A 16,797-nucleotide genomic window follows, 5' to 3' on the forward strand; every position below is an offset into this window, starting at 1 on the left:
ATCGCAGAATTGTCGACGAATTGTCGATTGATCGTTGCGCGAATTCGTGATCTTTGAAAGAAACAATCACGAATTGGAATAATCTGCAATGACTGCGCTCGACACCATAGACCGCAATATCCTGCGGCTGCTGCGCCTGGATGCGCGCCGGAGCAACGCCAGCCTCGCGAGCGAGGTCGGGCTCTCGCCCTCCGCCTGTCTGAGGCGGATAAAACTGATGGAACAGTCCGGCGTCATTCGCGGCTATACCGCCCTTGTGGACACCTCGAACGTCGAGGCCAGCATTGCCGTTATCATCAACATCACGCTGGACCGACAGACAGAGGACTATCTCGACCGGTTCGAGGCGGCGGTGCGACGGCATCCCGAGCTACGCGAGTGTTTTCTGATGACTGGCGGATCGGACTATCTGCTGCGCGTCGAAGTCGCCAATGCCGGCGAATTCGAGCGCATCCACAAGGAGATTCTCTCGGCCTTACCGGGGGTCTCCAGAATCCATTCGAGCTTTGCAATTCGCAACGTTCTTGCAACACGCCCCAAGGCACGTCGATAGGCCGCAATCCCGGAACCCGCGCGGCCGTCCCTAGTAAAGCAGGGAGGCGACAAGCGTCGATGCGAGGAGATAGGCAAGCCCATCAGCCGCAAGTCGGTCGCGCAGGCTATGCGTGATTGGTGATTTGCACCGCGCTCGGCACGATCGAGCGTCGAGCGTCGAGCGTTCCTATATGAAACAGAACGAATATTCCGAAGGCGGAAATTTGCGAATTCTGCATTCTATTTTCTCTTGCAGGTTCGTTAGCGTTCGTTTTTAATCAGCGCACTTTCGCTGCGAAAGTCAGGCGCGACTGATTGAGGAGGATCAACGCGACTGAGCACCGAGACTTGTCGTCTCAATATTGGGAGGAATCGCCATGAGAGTTTTGAAATGGACGCTTGCGGCCACATCTGCGATGTCGGTCTTCGTCGCCCCGAACGCCTTCGCGGCGACGGAGCTTGCCTGGTGGCACGCAATGACGGGCGCCAACAACGAAACCGTTGAACGGCTTGCGAAGGAATTCAACGAAAGCCAGTCGGAATACAAGATTGTCCCCGTCTTCAAGGGCACCTATGGCGAGACGCTGAACGCGGGCATCGCTGCGTTCCGCTCCAAGCAGGCTCCCGCGATCCTGCAGGTGTTCGACGCCGGCAGCGGCGTGATGCTGGGCGCCGAAGGCGCCGTGGTACCCGTGGCGGAAGTGCTTCAGAAGGGCGGCTACGAGTTCAACAAGGACCAGTACCTGCCGGGCATCGTCGCCTATTATTCCAAGGCTGACGGGACCATGCTGTCCTTCCCCTTCAACTCGTCGTCCCCGATCCTCTACTTCAACAAGGACGCCTTTACGAAGGCCGGCATCGATACGGCCAAGCCGCCGGCCACCTGGCCCGAGGTCTTCGAAGCGGCCAAGAAGATCAAGGCGAGCGGGGCGGCAAATTGCGGCTTCACTTCGACCTGGCTGACCTGGATCCAGACCGAAAACTTCTCGGCCTGGAACAACGTGCCCTACGGCACGAACGAAAACGGGCTTGCCGGCCTCGAAGTGGAACTGAAGATCGACGCGCCGCTCTTCGTCGACCATTTCCAGTCGATTGCCGATCTCGCCAAGGACGGCACGTTCCGCTACGGCGGCCGCACCTCCGAGGCCAAGCAGCTCTTCATGTCGGGCGAGTGCGCAATCCTGACGGAATCCTCCGGTGGTCTCGGCGACATCGTCAAGTCGGGCATCAATTACGGTGTGGGCGAGCTTCCCTATTATGAAGGCCATGGCCCGCAGAACACCATCCCTGGCGGCGCAAGCCTCTGGGTCTTCGCCGGCAAGAGCGACGCCGAATACAAGGGCGTGGCCGAGTTCTTCCACTTCCTCTCGAAAACGGAAACTCAGGCCCAGCTTCACCAGGTCTCGGGCTACCTGCCGGTGACGCTTGCAGCCTACGAGGAAACCAAGAAGTCCGGCTTCTATGAAAAGAACCCGGGCCGGGAGACGCCGATCAAGCAGATGATGGGCAAGGCGCCGACCGAAAACTCCAAGGGCGTCCGCCTGGTCAACCTTCCGCAGGTTCGCGACATCCTCAACGAAGAGTTCGAAGCGATGCTTGCCGGCCAGAAGGATGCCAAGACGGCTCTCAGCGAAGGTGTCGTGAAGGCAAACGCTGCGATCAAGACGGCGATCGGCAACTGACCTCCAGACGAAATGTCCGCATCGCCCGCAAGGCGGTGCGGACTGGTTTTTGATGGGGAGGGGAGACCATGCAGTCCGTCGTATTTCCAAACAAGGTGCTGCCGTATCTTCTGCTGGCACCGCAGATCGTCTTGACGGTCATCTTCTTTTTTTGGCCGGCCAGCCAGGCGCTCTACCAGTCGGTGCTGCGCGAGGATCCGTTCGGCCTGAAATCCGGCTTCGTCGGTCTCGCCAACTTCCGGGCGATCCTCGCCAATCCCGACTATCTGCATTCGCTCAAGGTCACGGTGGCGTTCAGTGTTTCGACAGCGCTGTTGTCGATGGCGCTCGCGCTGCTGCTCGCAACGGCGGCCGACCGGGTGCTGCGCGGGCGCAACGTCTACCGTACGCTCCTGATCTGGCCCTATGCGGTTGCCCCGGCCGTGGCCGGCATGCTGTGGCTGTTCATGTTCAACCCGGCGATGGGAACCTTCTCTTACATTCTGCGCCGCAATGGCTTTGCGTGGGATCCGCTGCTCAACGGCAACCAGGCGATGTTCCTGGTGATCGTCGCGGCAGCCTGGAAGCAGATCAGCTACAACTTCCTCTTCTTCGTCGCAGGCCTGCAGGCAATCCCGAAGTCGCTCATCGAAGCGGCAGCCATCGATGGCGCCCGCGGCACCAAGCGGTTCTGGACCATCGTCTTCCCGTTGCTCGCGCCAACGACGTTCTTCCTGCTCGTCGTCAACACCGTCTACGCCTTCTTCGATACCTTCGGCATCATTCACGCGGTCACCGGCGGAGGCCCCGCCAAGGCGACGGAGACGCTCGTCTACAAGGTTTACAACGACGGCTTCGTCAATCTCGACCTCGGCAGCTCGGCTGCCCAGTCAGTGATCCTGATGGTCATCGTCATTGCGCTGACAGCGTTCCAGTTCCGCTTCGTCGAGAAGCGGGTCCACTATTCGTGAGGCGCCGATGATCGAGAACCGTCCCATATCAACTGCGATCAGCCACCTGATACTCGTCATCGGGATCATCATCGTCGCGCTGCCGATCTACTATACCTTCGTCGCCTCGAGCCACAGCTCGATCGAGATCGTACGGCCGCCAATGTCGCTCGTCGTCGGAGATCACCTCGTCGAGAACTATCGGGAAGCGGTCGGCGGCGGCGTCGAGCGCGTCGTCGGCGTCAGCCTCGAGCGTCTGCTGTTCAATTCGACGGTCGTGGCGATCGCGATCGCCGTGGGTAAGATCGTCATCTCCTTCCTGTCGGCCTTTGCGATCGTGTTCTTCCGCTTTCCGCTGAAGATGCTGTTCTTCTGGATGATCTTCATCACCCTGATGCTGCCGGTCGAGGTGCGCATCCTGCCGACCTACAAGGTGATCGTCGATCTCGGCCTGATCGACACCTATGCGGGGCTGACGCTGCCGCTGATGGCTTCGGCGACGGCGACGTTCCTCTTTCGCCAGTTCTTCCTGACGATACCGGGGGAACTGGTGGAGGCGGCGCGCATCGACAATGCCGGTCCGTTCCGCTTCATGAAGGATATCCTGCTGCCGCTCTCGGCAACGAACATCGCGGCGCTCTTCGTTATCCTCTTCATCTATGGCTGGACCCAGTATCTCTGGCCGCTGCTCGTCACCAACGACGCGAAGATGAACACGATCATCATCGGGCTCCGGCGGATGATCGATTTTACCGACGCCTCGACGCCCTGGAATTATGTGATGGTGACGGCGATCCTTGCGATTATCCCGCCGATCCTCGTCGTCGTGCTGATGCAGCGCTGGTTTGTCAAAGGTCTGGTGGAGACAGAAAAGTAATGGCTGAAATTACCCTGAAGGACGTCCGCAAGACCTATGGCACGGTGGAAGCGATCAAGGGCGTTTCGCTCGACATCAAGGACGGCGAGTTCGTCGTCCTTGTCGGGCCATCCGGTTGCGGCAAGTCCACGCTGCTGCGCATGATCGCCGGGCTCGAGAACATCAGCGGCGGAGATATCCTGATTGGCGGGCGCCGCGTCAACGATGTCGAGCCGGCCGAGCGCGATATCGCGATGGTATTCCAGAACTATGCGCTCTATCCGCACATGACGGTGCGCCAGAACCTTGCCTATGGGCTTAAGAACCGGAAGACACCGGCGGCCGAGATCGAGCAGCGCATTGCCACGGCCGCGCGGACGCTCGAAATCGAGCCCTATCTCGACCGCAAGCCACGGCAGCTTTCGGGCGGCCAACGTCAGCGCGTTGCCATGGGGCGGGCGATCGTCCGCCAACCCGCCGCGTTTCTGTTCGATGAGCCGCTCTCGAACCTCGATGCGAAGCTGCGCGGGCAAATGCGCATTGAAATCAAGCGGTTGCAGCGCTCCCTTGCAACGACGAGCGTCTATGTCACGCATGATCAGATGGAGGCGATGACCCTTGCCGACCGCCTTGTCGTCGTCAGCGCCGGCCGCATCGAGCAGGTCGGCACGCCACTGGAGCTTTACGAGAAGCCCGCAACCACCTTCGTCGCCACTTTCATCGGCTCGCCGTCGATGAACCTGCTGCACGGCAAGAATTTGTCGGCGGGATGGACGCTCGCCTCGGATGCGGCACGCCCGAATGGCGACTACACGCTCGGCGTCCGTCCGGAAGACATTTCGCCGATGTCAGCCGATGCCCCGGCGCGAGCCTTCGAAGCGACGGTTCGCATCGACGGCATCGAACTGGTCGGCGCCGAAAGCCTCATACACGGCCGCCTCCAAAACGGAGACGAGTTGGTCTTTCGCGTTTCCGGGCGCGCGCGCAACGAGATCGGTGACGAGGTGAAGGTCGGCGCGAGCACCGAAGCGCTCCATATGTTTGACGGTAGCGGGAACCGGCATGGATGATGGCCGGAAGGTCGGCGCGAGATCAGCAGAGGTTCGTTGATGTATCGCAAGCATAGACTGTTGAATTGTTGGAGGACGTTGGGGGCTATGGGTACGACCACAGGGAGCGTAGCGGTTTGCCCTGTGGTCGTTTCTTTCAGGGCGTCTCGCTAAATCAGTCCGAAAGGACGCTCGCAGATTAGTTCCATAATGTATGTTATGCGACTTAATGCGCGGACTGGGTACGCGCATCGGCAGATCGTTTTCTGCCCTTCCGCAGGACCGCGACGCCGCCGCCAACGTTTCAGCTTGGGTCGTCGAGGTTGAACTGCCGCATCTCCTCGTTATAGCCGAAGAGTTCTCCATAACGGCCCCATGCTATGACCGTGCGCACGGTTTGTTCGGCATCGTCTTCCGACATGTAGTCTTCAAGTTCTTCTGAGAAGCGCGCAAAGGGTGCGTGGTGGCTTGGCCGCTCGTCGAGCACGCGCCGGATAAGGGCTGAAAGCGGGACGTAAGCTAGAAGGTGCTCGGCAAACAGGCGCTTGCGATTGTCGACTTCGGCAGCGGCAAAGCGCTGCCCCGCCTCCGTCAGCTTGACGTCCCCCGCTTCCAGCTCGGCAAAACGCATGAGCTGCAGGGCTTCGAGGATCGGAAACAGTTCGCCCGCCTCCAGTTGCAGGCTTGCAGCGAGATCGGGAAGATCAGCCTCCCCATTGAACGGCGCCTGCGCGAGCGCTTCGATCAGGCCCGAGAGACGGTTGGTCGAAAGCCGGGGCAAGGCCATCGCTATGCCGGTCCCGGCGAAGCCGCCCGAAATGGGCTTCTCCACTTTTTCCAGCGGCGCCCGCCGTGTCATCCGCGCGTAGATGTCATCAACGAGTTGTCGGAACGCCGGGTCCAGCCGGTTGCGTGGATGGATCAGGTCGATCGCGATCTCCGCCGCAACCCGGCCGGGATTGGACGAAAAGATCAGGATGCGATCGCACATGAGCACCGCCTCTTCGATGTTGTGCGTCACCATCAAGATCGACTTGATCGGCAGACGCCCTTCGATCCAGAGGTCGATGAGGTCCGTGCGCAGCGTTTCCGCCGTCAGCACGTCCAGCGCCGAAAAGGGCTCATCCATGAGCATGAGGCTTGGATGGACGACAAGTGCGCGGGCGAAGCCAACGCGTTGCCGCATGCCGCCCGACAGTTCTTTCGGATAGGCGCTCTCGAAGCCGTCGAGGCCGATCAGGTCGATCGCATCGATCGCGCGGCGGCGGCGCTCGGCTGCCGGCACGCCAAGCGCCTCAAGCCCGAGTTCGACATTCTGAAGCACGGTGAGCCACGGGAAGAGTGCAAAGCTCTGGAACACCATGGAAATGCCTTCGCTCGGCCCCGTCACCGTATGACCGCGCCAGAGCACCCTGCCCGCGGTTGGCGTAACCAGGCCGGAAACGATGCGCAGCAGCGTCGACTTTCCGGAGCCGGAACGCCCGAGCAATCCGACGATTTCGCCTTCGGTGATCTTGAGCGCGACGTCGTCGAGCACCACAAGATCAGGACTGTCGCTCTTGCTATAGGTCTGCCGCACGCCTTCCAGTTCCAGAAGCTGGTTTTTCGCGGCACGGACAGAAGAGCTTGTGGTGTCGGCCAAATCCATCTGGAACCTCCTACTCAAGACGCAGGCGCCGGCCTGAAAAGGCATAGAGCGGCCGCCAGACCAACCGATTGAGCAGGATGACGAACAAGGACATGACGGCGATACCGAGCACGATGCGGGGATAGTCACCGACCCTCGTCGCCGCAGCGATATACGCGCCGAGGCCATGCGCCGTGAGCGTCGTGTCGCCCCAGTTCACGACCTCGGCGATGATCGAGGCGTTCCAGGCGCCGCCGCTCGCGGTGATCGCACCCGTCACGTAGTAGGGGAAAACGCCCGGAAGGATGACTTTTCGCCACCAGTTCCAGCCGTGGATGCGGAACGTTGCCGCCGCCTCCTTCAGGTCGTTCGGAAAGGCGTTGGCCCCGGCAATGACGTTGAACAGGATGTACCACTGGGCGCCCAGGATCATGAGCGGGGAGAGCCAGATGTCCGGGTTGAGCCCGAGGCGGACGATGGCGACGACGGCGAAGGGAAACACGATGTTGGCCGGGAACGCCGCCAGGAACTGCGCCAGGGGCTGCATGCGCTCCGCCACGCGCGGTCTCAGTCCAATCCAGATGCCGATCGGTACCCAGACCAGCGTCGCAAACACCATCAGAACGATCACGCGCAGCGTGGTCAGAAGCCCGAGCCCGGCGACCGCGACGACATCGGCAAAAGCAAGCTCGGTCGCGATGAACCGTGCGACCAGCCAAAAGGCGTAGGCTGCAACGACAACGACGAACGCAAACCAGGCGCGATCCGCCCAGGCATTCACTGTAACCCCGCTCAGCCGGGTGGGCACAAGTGAAGGAACCGCCAGCCGCCGCTGCAGAATACGCCCGACGATCGCCCCGGCCGGCACGAGCAGAACCTGCAACAATCGCGTTCTGCGCACCACGTCCAGGAGCCATGAACGCGGCGCGGCGCTGCCGGCGGAGAGTTCGACCCTGAATTTGTCGCTCCAGGCTACGAGCGGACGGAAGAGCAACTGATCATAGATGAGGATCACCGCAAACATGGTCGCCGTCGCCCAGCCGACCGCCACGAGGTCCTGCTGGGCGATGGCAAGCGCGACGTAGGAGCCGATACCTGGCAGCGTGATGGTGGTGTTGCCGACCGAAATCGCTTCCGACGCCACGACGAAGAACCATCCGCCCGACATCGACATCATCGTATTCCAGACGAGGCCCGGCATGGAAAAAGGAACTTCGAGCCGCCAGAAGCGCTGCCATGGCGAAAGCCGGAAGCTGCGGGCCGCCTCGTCGAGGTTGGCCGGCACGGTCTTCAGCGATTGGTAGAAGCTGAAGGTCATGTTCCAGGCCTGGCTGGTGAAGATGGCGAAGATCGCTGCAAGCTCCACCCCGAAGACGTTGCCGGGGAAAAGCGACATGAAGCCGAGAACGGTGAAAGACAGAAAACCGAGCACCGGCACCGACTGCAGAATGTCGAGCAACGGAATCAGCACGACCTCCGCCCGCCGGGATTTGGCGGCCAGCGTCCCATAGATCAAGGTGAAGGCGAGCGAGGCTGCAATTGCCGCCAGCATGCGCATCGTTGTGCGTAACGCATATTCCGGCAGCATGGCCGGGTCGAGTGAAACGGGTGCAGTCGAAAGCGATGAGAGCGGGGCGAACGCCTCATGTCCGCCGTGGGCAATCAGGACGAGCGTTGCAAAGAACAGGCAAAATGCGAAGAAATCCCAAAAATTGGGCGCATAGCCCGAGCGGCGAACGGCTTCCATTGCGGCGTGGTGCGTGGCCATTGTTACACCCCGTTGAACGAATGCAAGCAAGTCTCAATGCCACCGCTTCCACAAAACCGTGAGCCGAACGGGCGACCGCAGACGATGTGAATTCTCGCGACTCTTCTCTCAATCCGAGCCTATCTCGGGTGATTGTGCGCTGCATGAAAGCATAGTCAAGGTGGTAACGCTGCAGGCAGAACGATCGATGATACTGTCCGTCCGAGGCGGGAGGGACGTCTCAAGAGAAGGCCAGAACCCTTTGATAAGGCGAAGGCAATCGCGGAGCTGCATCGACTGCGGATTGACAGTCGGAGGAAATGGGCGGATAGCCGGGGTAACGTTTTTTAGGGCTTCAAGACGCCCTGCTCCCAGGCTTCTGCCTTTGGCAGCGCGCCGTTGACGGTTTAGATGGGCCAGGCCGGCTAGGAAGCTAGGCTCGAGGTCTCGGCCACCCTGCCCGGCAAACCGGCAAGAATTCCACGCGGACAATCAGAGGACACCATGGAAACGGTAGAAATCAGCGATCGCAACGACTTTGCCCTTTGGGCCATTCAGCGTGCACAGGAAATCGTGACGGGAGAAGGTGCGGCCTTCGCAATCGCAGCCCAGGGCGCAGACGAAGAAGCCCTGTCGCAAACCGCGGCTGCCCTCGGCAAGGCGATCAGCGAGGCTATGCTCGAGGTTTTCGACGGTCTCGTCGCCTCATAAATTCAACCTGCGCCGAATTGGCTCTCGTTGCCGTCTCGCGATCCGGATTAGTGGGCGGCATGGGTATGTCCCCGCGAGATCGGGACCGATCTTCGGCGTCCTCAGGCCCGATGCGTATTGTCGAAGGAAGCCGACGCAGGCCGGCTCCCTCCAGATTGAAGCATCAGATCACGCCGAGCGCGTCCATGGCTTCGGCGACCCGGACGAAGCCGGCAATGTTGGCTCCGAGGACGTAGTCGCCGGGGTTGCCGTATTCCTCGGCGGTCTCGGCGCAACGGTCGTGGATCGACTGCATGATAATGGCAAGCCGCGTTTCGGTCTGCTCGAACGTCCAGCTGTCGCGAGAGGCATTCTGCTGCATCTCGAGAGCCGATGTCGCAACACCGCCCGCATTGGCGGCCTTGCCAGGAGCAAACATGACCCCTGCATCCTGAAAAATGCGAACCGCTTCGGGGGTCGATGGCATGTTTGCCCCCTCACCCACTGCGATGACGCCGTTCTTCACCAGGGTGCGGGCATCCTTGCCGGTCAGCTCGTTCTGGGTCGCCGAGGGCATCGCGACATCGCAAGGAACGTCCCAGACGGAGCCGCCCTCCACATAGTGCGCCCTGGAGCCTTTCAGCCTGGCGTACTCGGATATCCGCTCGCGGCGAACCTCCTTGATCTGCTTGACCAGTTCGAGATCGATCCCGTCCTCATCGACGACATAACCGTTGGAGTCGGAGCACGCGACGATCTTGCCACCGAACTCCGCAATCTTTTCCATGGTGTAGATGGCGACGTTTCCGGATCCCGATACGGTCACGCGCTTGCCTTCGAAATCGAGACCCTTGGTGCTGAGCATCCGCTGGACGAAATAGGTCGCGCCGAAGCCCGTTGCCTCCTTGCGCGCGCGCGAGCCGCCGTAGATCAGCGCCTTGCCTGTCAGCACGCCGGCCTCGTACCGGTTGGTGAGCCGCTTGTACTGGCCGAACATATAGCCGATCTCCCGGCCTCCGACGCCGATATCGCCGGCAGGAACGTCGGTATATTCGCCCAGGTGTCGATGAAGCTCGGTCATGAACGACTGGCAAAATCGCATGATTTCCCCATCCGAACGGCCCCTCGGATTGAAGTCCGAACCGCCCTTGCCGCCGCCGATCGGCATGCCCGTCAGGGCGTTCTTGAAGGTCTGCTCGAAACCGAGGAACTTGATGATCCCGACGTTGACGGAAGGATGAAAACGTATCCCGCCCTTGTAGGGCCCAAGCGCCGAGTTGAATTGGACGCGGAAGCCGCGATTGATCTGCACCTGCCCGGCGTCATCGACCCAAGGCACCCTGAAGATGATCTGCCGCTCCGGTTCGCAGATCCGTTCTATAAGGGCCTGTTCCGCATAGCGCGGGTGCTTGGCAATGACACGCCCCAGACTTTCAAGCACTTCGCGTACGGCCTGGTGAAACTCCAGCTCGCCGGCGTTGCGCCTCAGTACTTCCGTCAGAATTGGTTCCAGCTTCTCATCGACATTCAAGATGGTTCTCCTCATGCGCGCAGGTTCTATGCGCAGACCCTCGCGCATTATCGGAAGCAGAGCGGCAAGTGAAGATTTATTTCCCATCACCATGCAATTCGTGATTGCCGACTTGCGCGCTGGTTTTCCAGGGGAAAAGGTGCGCAAGGCGTGACTCTGATAGGCACGCCCGAGATAGAGGCGACCGTGCACGGCCGCCTCTTCGGCAACACTCCCTCTTCCGGGGCAAGTGCGTAAGCTTCGGGTGATGAAGTAAACGTCACTCCTCGCGGAAGGCTCGAAGCATTTGGTCGGTGAAGGGCTTCGTCAGATAGGAGATGGCCGTGCGCTCGTCCGTCTGGACATAGACTTCGACCGGCATGCCCGGCATCAGCTTGCGGTCGCCGAGCTTGTCCAGCGCCTGGGTGATGTCGACCGTGGCGAGATAGTAGGGTTGTCCGGTGGCGCGATCGATCGTCGTTGCGGCGGCGACCACACCGACCCGACCATCGAGTTCCGGGGTCGTGCGCTGGTTGAAGACAGTGAAACGCAGGCGGCTGGCCTGGCCCGGTGCGATGCGGTCGATGTCGGCCGGCGGGATGCGGATTTCGACAGTAAGATCATCGTCCTCGGGCACGATCGACATCACGCTGGCGCCGGGAGCGATGATGCCCCCGATCGTGTGGACCTGCAGGTCGTAGACGAGGCCATCGACGGGCGCGCGTACGTCCATGCGCGACAGCCGGTCGCGGGCGGCGACCTCGCGCTCGCTGAGTTCGGCGATCTTCGCCTCGATGCCGACGATCTGGGTCTGGGTTTCCTTGCGGGTGCCCTGGTCGATGGCGAGCAGCTTGATGCGCAGTTCGCTGATCTGCCCGACGGCTTCTGCGATCCGCGCGACGAGTTCGCCCTTGGAGCCGTCGATGCGGGCCATCTGCCGCAGCAGGTCGCGGTGTTCGGAGACCGGCACCAGGCCACTCTTCAGCAAGGTCTCGAGCTTGGCGATCTCCTTCTCGACGATTTCCCTTTCGGCGTCGCTCGAGCCGGTCTGGGCTTTGAGGCCGCGGATCTGCTCCTCGAGCTGGGTGATCTGCAGGCGCATCTGCTCTTCCTGGCTGGTGATCATCCGGCGGTTGGCCTCAAACAGCTTGAGTTCGCTGACCTTCAGCACCTCGCTGACATCAAGGCCTTCGAAGGAGACGGCCGCTTCGCCATCCCGCTCAGCCTTCAGCCGGGCGCGCATGGCGTAGAACTGCTGCAATTGGCCGCGCACGATCGCAAGCTCCACCCTGGTCTGTGTCTCGTCCAGGCGGATGAGCACGTCACCCTTCCTGACCTGGTCGCCGTTGCGCACTGCGATTTCTGAGACGATGCCACCGTCACGGTGCTGGATGAGCTTGACCTGCTGGGAGATGGCGACCTGGCCCTGGGTGATGACCGCGCCGGAAAGCCGGGCATGGGCGGCCCATCCGCCGACGCCGAAGAGCAGAGTGGCGGCAAAGGCGGCGGAGACGACGATGCGCGAGGTGATGCCGAACTGGCTGCTGTCCTTTGCGGTCTTGTCTTCGGCCTTGGTGGTCCTGCTCTCGTTCTCTCTGCTGATCATGGCCTTCTCCCGGTAACGCGTGACATCTCTGGTTGATGCGAGTGGTGTGTTTGCGATTGCTTAGACGGCGTCTCTATGCTGCTCCCCGGCCGTCTCGATGGCGGCAAGAATGAAGTCCTGCTCGGTCAGCGCGTGGCGGCCGGCGATTAGGAACTCGAGGTCCTCGTCGCGCTCGAGATCGATGACGGCGCGCACGACCGTGCGCTCGCTGTCGCTGAAAGTCTCGTGATAGAAGGTGATGCGGTTGATCGGTGCCGGGCTTCCGTCGTCGGCAAAGGGCGCAAAGGCGAGGCCGCCGATGGCTTCGGCAATCTTCGACAGGTCGATGCGGTCGCCGACTTGGAAGTCGCGGATCTCATCGCGCCCCTCCCCGCCGTTGGCAAGGGCGGCGAGGCTGCGGAAGACGAAGATATCTGCGCCTGCGCCACCCGCCAGGAAGTTGACGGCATTGCTGGCGACGATGATGTCGTTACCCTTGCCGCCGATCGCGGTTTCGACGGAACTCAGGCTGTCGTTGCCGATCTCGACACCAGTGGCAATGCCGCGGTCGAGATCGATCACCACGGCCTGCGTCGCTGCGGAGGCATCGTAGCGATCGACGCCGTCACCGCCGTCGATCGTATCGTCTCCGTCGTCGGTACCGGGCAGGAGGACCACGACGAAAGTATCGTTGCCATCCTCGCCCTTCAGTTCGTCGTCGCCTGCACCGCCGACGAGCACGTCATCGCCGTCCCGCCCACGCAGCCTGTCGTCTCCGTTTCCGCCAAACAACATGTCGTCGCCGCGGCTGCCGGAAATCCGGTCGTTGCCGCGCCCGCCGACGATGATCTCGAAGTCTTCGATGCGATCCTCGCCTATCTCTTCACCTTCGGCGATGCCGGCCTCCATATCGGCGAGAACCGCCTGCACCAGCGCGGACAGATCGAGCGTGTCGATGCCATCGCCGCCGCTATAGGTGTCGTCGCCGTCATCGTCAGCGTCGCCGCTGCTGTCGAAGGCGAGAACCACGATCGTGTCGTTGCCGGCGCCTCCGGAGACGACATCATCGCCGTTGCCACCAATCAGCGTATCGTCGCCGGCATTTCCAGCAATCGCGTCGTTGCCGTCATTGCCGATCAGCGTGTTGCAGCCCTCGTCGCCGGTGATCCGGTCGTCGCCGGAACCGCCGATCACGCTTTCGATGCTCTCGATCGTATCGGAGCCGATTTCCGTGCCTGTCGCAATGCCTGCGGCGAGATCGATGACAACCGTCTCCTGCGCGCTGCTGGCGTCGAGCGTGTCATGGCCTTCGCCACCGGAATAGTGGTCGTTTCCGTCGCTGGCGGACGGCGATGCGCTGCGCGCTTCCTCGGCGGTAAGGCCGGTGACGATGACGTCGTCGCCCGCACCGGCAAGCACTGTATCCTCGCCGGAACCGCCGGTCAGCCGGTCGTTACCGGCCCCGCCGTCGACGAGATCGTTGCCGGCATCGCCGTCGAGTATATCGCGGCCTTCCTCGCCGAACAGGCGATCGTCGCCAGCACCGCCTGAGAGATAGTCGTCGCCGTCCTCGCCAAGCAGGATATCGTCGCCTTCCTCGCCATAGAGATGATCGTCCCCCGCCCCGCCGAACAGGATGTCGTTGCCACGCCCGCCAAAGAGGCGGTCGTTGCCGGCTTCACCATAGAGCGTGTCGTTGCCATCGCCGCCGAGCAGCGTGTCGTCGCCACTGCCGCCGAGGATGATGTCGTCGGACTCGCGGCCATAGACGATGTCGTCACCGCCAAGGGCCGCGATGATGTCCTTGTGCGGCGTGCCGCGCATCACGTCGTCGCCCTCGGTGCCGCGGATCTCGTTCGCCGGCCAGTCCATCAGCGTCATCGACGCGCCATTGACGGTACGGCCGGTGCCATCCGAGACCGAATAGGTGAAGGTGACTTCGCCGAGATCGCCACGCTCCGGCGTATAGAGCCACATGCCCTCGCCGTAGGAGCGGATAGAACCATTGGATACCGTCAGGTTGGCGATCGACAGCCCGTCGCCGTCCGGATCGACCGTGTTGGCGAGCAGGTCATTCAACAGGATGACGGCCGAGAGGTTCATCAGGCCGTTGGCGAGCACATTGCGTCCGGTGACGACAGGCAGGCGATTGCTCCGAGCACTGCCGTCGTCGTCATCGTCACCATCGCCGGGACCACCAGGACCACCGGGCTCGTCATCATCATCGTCGTCGTCATCGCCACCGCCGGGGCTGCCGCCGTCATCATCGTCACCGTCATCGTCCTCCTCCCGTCCGGGTGGCGAACTGCCGAAGGACGCCAGACCGGGGAAGTCGAAATCCAGCGGGCCGTTGTCGTTGGCGGGGCGTGCGCTTGTCTTGTAGGGCCGCTCGTCGATGAGGTCGGTCGTGGGCTGGCCGTCATCGAAGGCAAGCCGCACCGAGGAGCGCAGGCGGCCGAGCTTTGCCGGGATGGCTTCGTCCGGAAACGCCAGGTCTTGCAGCAGCGACTGAACGTAGGCGGCGACATCCTCGATCGCCCCGAGCGCCCCGGACATGTCGAGCAGGTCGCTCGGCTGGCCGGGACCGACAGGTGCGGGATCCGGGTCGTGCTTTGCCGGTTCGCTTTCGCCTTCCTTGCTGCCGAACACCGAACCGAGCGCGCCGAGGAACAGCGCCGACAGCACCAGCCGCCCACGCTTGCGCTCGGGCTTGTCGGCGATCTCGTACCGGTTCATCGGCGCGATCGCCTGCTGGCTGTCGGGGCGCTTCAGGATGAGCTTTTCGTCCATGACATCCTCCTCGGCCTGCGGCCGAACCTCTCAAGGTCTCTCACTCGGCCGCCGCCGACACCCGGTGCGGCGGTTGCCCGCCAACATCCGCGCGCCGCGTCTTTTCGACCACCAATGGCCGGGTCTTCTGCGACGGCAGGATCTCCTCCTTCGGACCGAAGGCGACCAACCGACCGCCCTGCACCAGGCCGATCATGTCGACCGTCTGCAGGGCGCTCGGGCGATGGGCGACGATGACGACGATGCCGCCGCGTTCGCGCACATTGAGGATCGCCCGGTTGAGCGCTTCCTCGCCTTCGGCATCGAGGTTGGAGTTGGGCTCGTCGAGCACCACGAGAAAAGGGTCTCCATAGAGTGCGCGTGCCAAGGCGATGCGCTGTCTCTGGCCCGCGGACAGGGCGGTTCCATGGGGACCAAGCTCGGTCTGGTAGCCGTTCGGCAGATGCACGATCATCTCGTGGATGCCGGCGGCCTTGGCGGCGCGGATGATCGCCCGCGCGTTCGGCGCTTCGGCGAAGCGCGAGATGTTGTCGGACACGGTGCCATCCATCAGCGCCACGTCCTGCGGCAGGTAGCCGACATGCTGGTTGAACAGTCCCTCCGGCCACTGGCTGAGATCGGCGCCGTCGATGCGCACGGCTCCGCGCAGCACCGGCCAGATGCCGAGTATGGTGCGGGCGAGCGTGGTCTTGCCGCCACCCGACGGGCCGATCAGCCCCACAGCCTGGCCGGCCTTCAGCTCCAGGCTCACCTCGCTCAGAAGCACAGCACCGGTCGAAGGCGCGACCGTCGTCACCTTGTCGAGGCTAAGGCTCTGCTGCGGTGCCGGCAGGTCGAGATTGCCGCTGCGCTCGTCGAGCACGCCGAGCGTCTCGTTGAGGCGGTGATAGCTGCGGCGGGCGGCAACGACGCCCTTCCATTGCGCGATTGCCAGGTCGACCGGCGCCAGTGCCCGGGCGGTCACGATCGACGAGGCAATAATCGAGCCGGCCGACATCTGTCCGCGGATCGCCAGATAGGCGCCGAGCCCGAGGATCGCCGATTGCAGGATCATGCGCAGCACCTTCGACAGGCCCGACAAGGTGCCGCCGATGTCGGAAGTTTTGGTCTGACAGTCGAGGTGGCGGCGGTTGGCCTTCTCGAAGCGCGCCACTGCCCGGCCGGTCATGCCCATGGCGTGCAGCACGTCGCTGTTGCGGGCATTGCTCTCGGCAATCGAGCTGCGCGCCACCGAGGCCTTGATCGTCGGGCTGGAATGGCGCCGCGTCATCACTTCGGCGATCAGCGTCAGCAGCGCCAGAACCAAGGCGCCGCCGAGCGTGAGGTAGCCGAGCATCGGATGCAGCAGCCAGACGAAGGCGAGATAGATCGGGATCCAGGGCAGATCGAACAGCGCCACCGGTCCCTGGCCGGCGAGAAAGCCGCGCAGCGTGTCGACATCGCGGCCGCGTTCCGTCGCCTCCGCCGTCGAATAGCCGAAGCGCGGCATTTCGATCACCACCTTGTGGGCGAGCGGTGCCAGTTCCGCGTCGAGCCGGGCGCCGAGACGCACCAGGATCTGCGAACGGATGACGTCGAACAGGCCCTGGAACAGGTAAAGCCCGACCGCCAGAACGGAGAGCGCCACCAGTGTCGAGATGCTGCCGCTGGTCAGCGCCCGGTCATAGATCTGCAGCATGTAGAAGGCGCCGGTCAGCGCCAGGATGTTGATGATGCCCGATAGACCGAAGAGATAGATGAGGATACCGCGCATGCCGCCAATCTTGTGTTGCGGCTCTTTCTTCTTGCTCATGATGAG

12 protein-coding genes are annotated in these 16,797 nt (G+C 62.4%); 6 read left to right on the top strand and 6 right to left on the bottom strand.

Annotated features, from left to right (window positions below):
- Window positions 1-88 precede the first annotated feature (88 nt).
- From M2267_RS23800 to M2267_RS23820, 5 genes are all read left to right on the top strand, one after another.
- Window positions 89-553 (top strand): Lrp/AsnC family transcriptional regulator, encoded by a 465-nt coding sequence (locus M2267_RS23800; protein ID WP_429117680.1) that lies wholly within the window; start codon window positions 89-91, stop codon window positions 551-553.
- A gap of 358 nt (window positions 554-911) precedes the next feature.
- Window positions 912-2,216 carry a sn-glycerol-3-phosphate ABC transporter substrate-binding protein UgpB gene (ugpB, locus tag M2267_RS23805; protein ID WP_043612506.1) on the top strand — a complete coding sequence of 435 codons (1,305 nt, stop codon included), beginning with the start codon at window positions 912-914 and terminating at the stop codon, window positions 2,214-2,216.
- Between the two features lie 68 nt (window positions 2,217-2,284).
- Complete coding sequence (ugpA, locus tag M2267_RS23810) at window positions 2,285-3,166, top strand: sn-glycerol-3-phosphate ABC transporter permease UgpA (RefSeq protein ID WP_429117682.1); 882 nt, start codon at window positions 2,285-2,287, stop codon at window positions 3,164-3,166.
- A gap of 7 nt (window positions 3,167-3,173) precedes the next feature.
- Window positions 3,174-4,022: a sn-glycerol-3-phosphate ABC transporter permease UgpE gene (ugpE, locus tag M2267_RS23815; protein WP_205236534.1), complete on the top strand. Its 849-nt coding sequence runs from the start codon at window positions 3,174-3,176 to the stop codon at window positions 4,020-4,022.
- A complete protein-coding gene (locus tag M2267_RS23820; RefSeq protein ID WP_429117685.1) occupies window positions 4,022-5,071 on the top strand; it encodes a sn-glycerol-3-phosphate import ATP-binding protein UgpC in 1,050 nt (349 codons plus the stop codon). Before ugpE ends, M2267_RS23820 begins: the two co-directional genes overlap by 1 nt.
- A gap of 283 nt (window positions 5,072-5,354) precedes the next feature.
- On the opposite strand, the gene M2267_RS23825 is transcribed toward M2267_RS23820, so the two are convergent.
- Together M2267_RS23825 and M2267_RS23830 are read right to left on the bottom strand one after the other, a co-directional pair.
- Window positions 5,355-6,698: an AAA-associated domain-containing protein gene (locus tag M2267_RS23825; RefSeq protein WP_429117687.1), complete on the bottom strand. Its 1,344-nt coding sequence runs from the start codon at window positions 6,696-6,698 to the stop codon at window positions 5,355-5,357.
- 10 nt (window positions 6,699-6,708) lie between these two features.
- Window positions 6,709-8,445 carry an ABC transporter permease gene (locus tag M2267_RS23830; RefSeq protein WP_429117690.1) on the bottom strand — a complete coding sequence of 579 codons (1,737 nt, stop codon included), beginning with the start codon at window positions 8,443-8,445 and terminating at the stop codon, window positions 6,709-6,711.
- 483 nt (window positions 8,446-8,928) lie between these two features.
- Here M2267_RS23830 and M2267_RS23835 point away from each other — a divergent pair, with 483 nt between their 5' ends.
- The gene (locus tag M2267_RS23835; protein WP_043612491.1) at window positions 8,929-9,135 is read left to right on the top strand and encodes a hypothetical protein; all 207 of its coding nucleotides are present in this window, start codon (window positions 8,929-8,931) and stop codon (window positions 9,133-9,135) included.
- A gap of 163 nt (window positions 9,136-9,298) precedes the next feature.
- On the opposite strand, the gene gdhA is transcribed toward M2267_RS23835, so the two are convergent.
- The 4 genes from gdhA to M2267_RS23855 form a co-directional block, all read right to left on the bottom strand.
- Entirely contained in the window at window positions 9,299-10,645 is a 1,347-nt protein-coding gene (gene gdhA, locus M2267_RS23840; protein ID WP_156133972.1) for an NADP-specific glutamate dehydrogenase, read from the bottom strand.
- Window positions 10,646-10,904: 259 nt separating this feature from the next.
- Window positions 10,905-12,230, bottom strand: coding sequence for an HlyD family type I secretion periplasmic adaptor subunit (locus M2267_RS23845; RefSeq protein ID WP_429117694.1), 1,326 nt, complete (start codon window positions 12,228-12,230; stop codon window positions 10,905-10,907).
- A gap of 60 nt (window positions 12,231-12,290) precedes the next feature.
- Window positions 12,291-14,999 (bottom strand): calcium-binding protein, encoded by a 2,709-nt coding sequence (locus tag M2267_RS23850; protein ID WP_429117696.1) that lies wholly within the window; start codon window positions 14,997-14,999, stop codon window positions 12,291-12,293.
- Between the two features lie 40 nt (window positions 15,000-15,039).
- A complete protein-coding gene (locus M2267_RS23855; RefSeq protein ID WP_429117698.1) occupies window positions 15,040-16,791 on the bottom strand; it encodes a type I secretion system permease/ATPase in 1,752 nt (583 codons plus the stop codon).
- Between the last annotated feature and the right edge of the window lie 6 nt (window positions 16,792-16,797).

This window comes from Ensifer sp. KUDG1 (assembly GCF_050434285.1).
Classification (GTDB): domain Bacteria; phylum Pseudomonadota; class Alphaproteobacteria; order Rhizobiales; family Rhizobiaceae; genus Ensifer.

What these genes read in the sequence shown, in the direction of transcription:
- M2267_RS23800 (WP_429117680.1), top strand. Translation starts at nt 89, where the DNA reads ATGACTGCGCTCGACACCATAGACCGCAATATCCTGCGGCTGCTGCGC.
- ugpB (WP_043612506.1), top strand. Translation starts at nt 912, where the DNA reads ATGAGAGTTTTGAAATGGACGCTTGCGGCCACATCTGCGATGTCGGTC.
- ugpA (WP_429117682.1), top strand. Translation starts at nt 2,285, where the DNA reads ATGCAGTCCGTCGTATTTCCAAACAAGGTGCTGCCGTATCTTCTGCTG.
- ugpE (WP_205236534.1), top strand. Translation starts at nt 3,174, where the DNA reads ATGATCGAGAACCGTCCCATATCAACTGCGATCAGCCACCTGATACTC.
- M2267_RS23820 (WP_429117685.1), top strand. Translation starts at nt 4,022, where the DNA reads ATGGCTGAAATTACCCTGAAGGACGTCCGCAAGACCTATGGCACGGTG.
- M2267_RS23825 (WP_429117687.1), bottom strand. Translation starts at nt 6,698, where the DNA reads ATGGATTTGGCCGACACCACAAGCTCTTCTGTCCGTGCCGCGAAAAAC.
- M2267_RS23830 (WP_429117690.1), bottom strand. Translation starts at nt 8,445, where the DNA reads ATGGCCACGCACCACGCCGCAATGGAAGCCGTTCGCCGCTCGGGCTAT.
- M2267_RS23835 (WP_043612491.1), top strand. Translation starts at nt 8,929, where the DNA reads ATGGAAACGGTAGAAATCAGCGATCGCAACGACTTTGCCCTTTGGGCC.
- M2267_RS23845 (WP_429117694.1), bottom strand. Translation starts at nt 12,230, where the DNA reads ATGATCAGCAGAGAGAACGAGAGCAGGACCACCAAGGCCGAAGACAAG.
- M2267_RS23850 (WP_429117696.1), bottom strand. Translation starts at nt 14,999, where the DNA reads ATGGACGAAAAGCTCATCCTGAAGCGCCCCGACAGCCAGCAGGCGATC.
- M2267_RS23855 (WP_429117698.1), bottom strand. Translation starts at nt 16,791, where the DNA reads ATGAGCAAGAAGAAAGAGCCGCAACACAAGATTGGCGGCATGCGCGGT.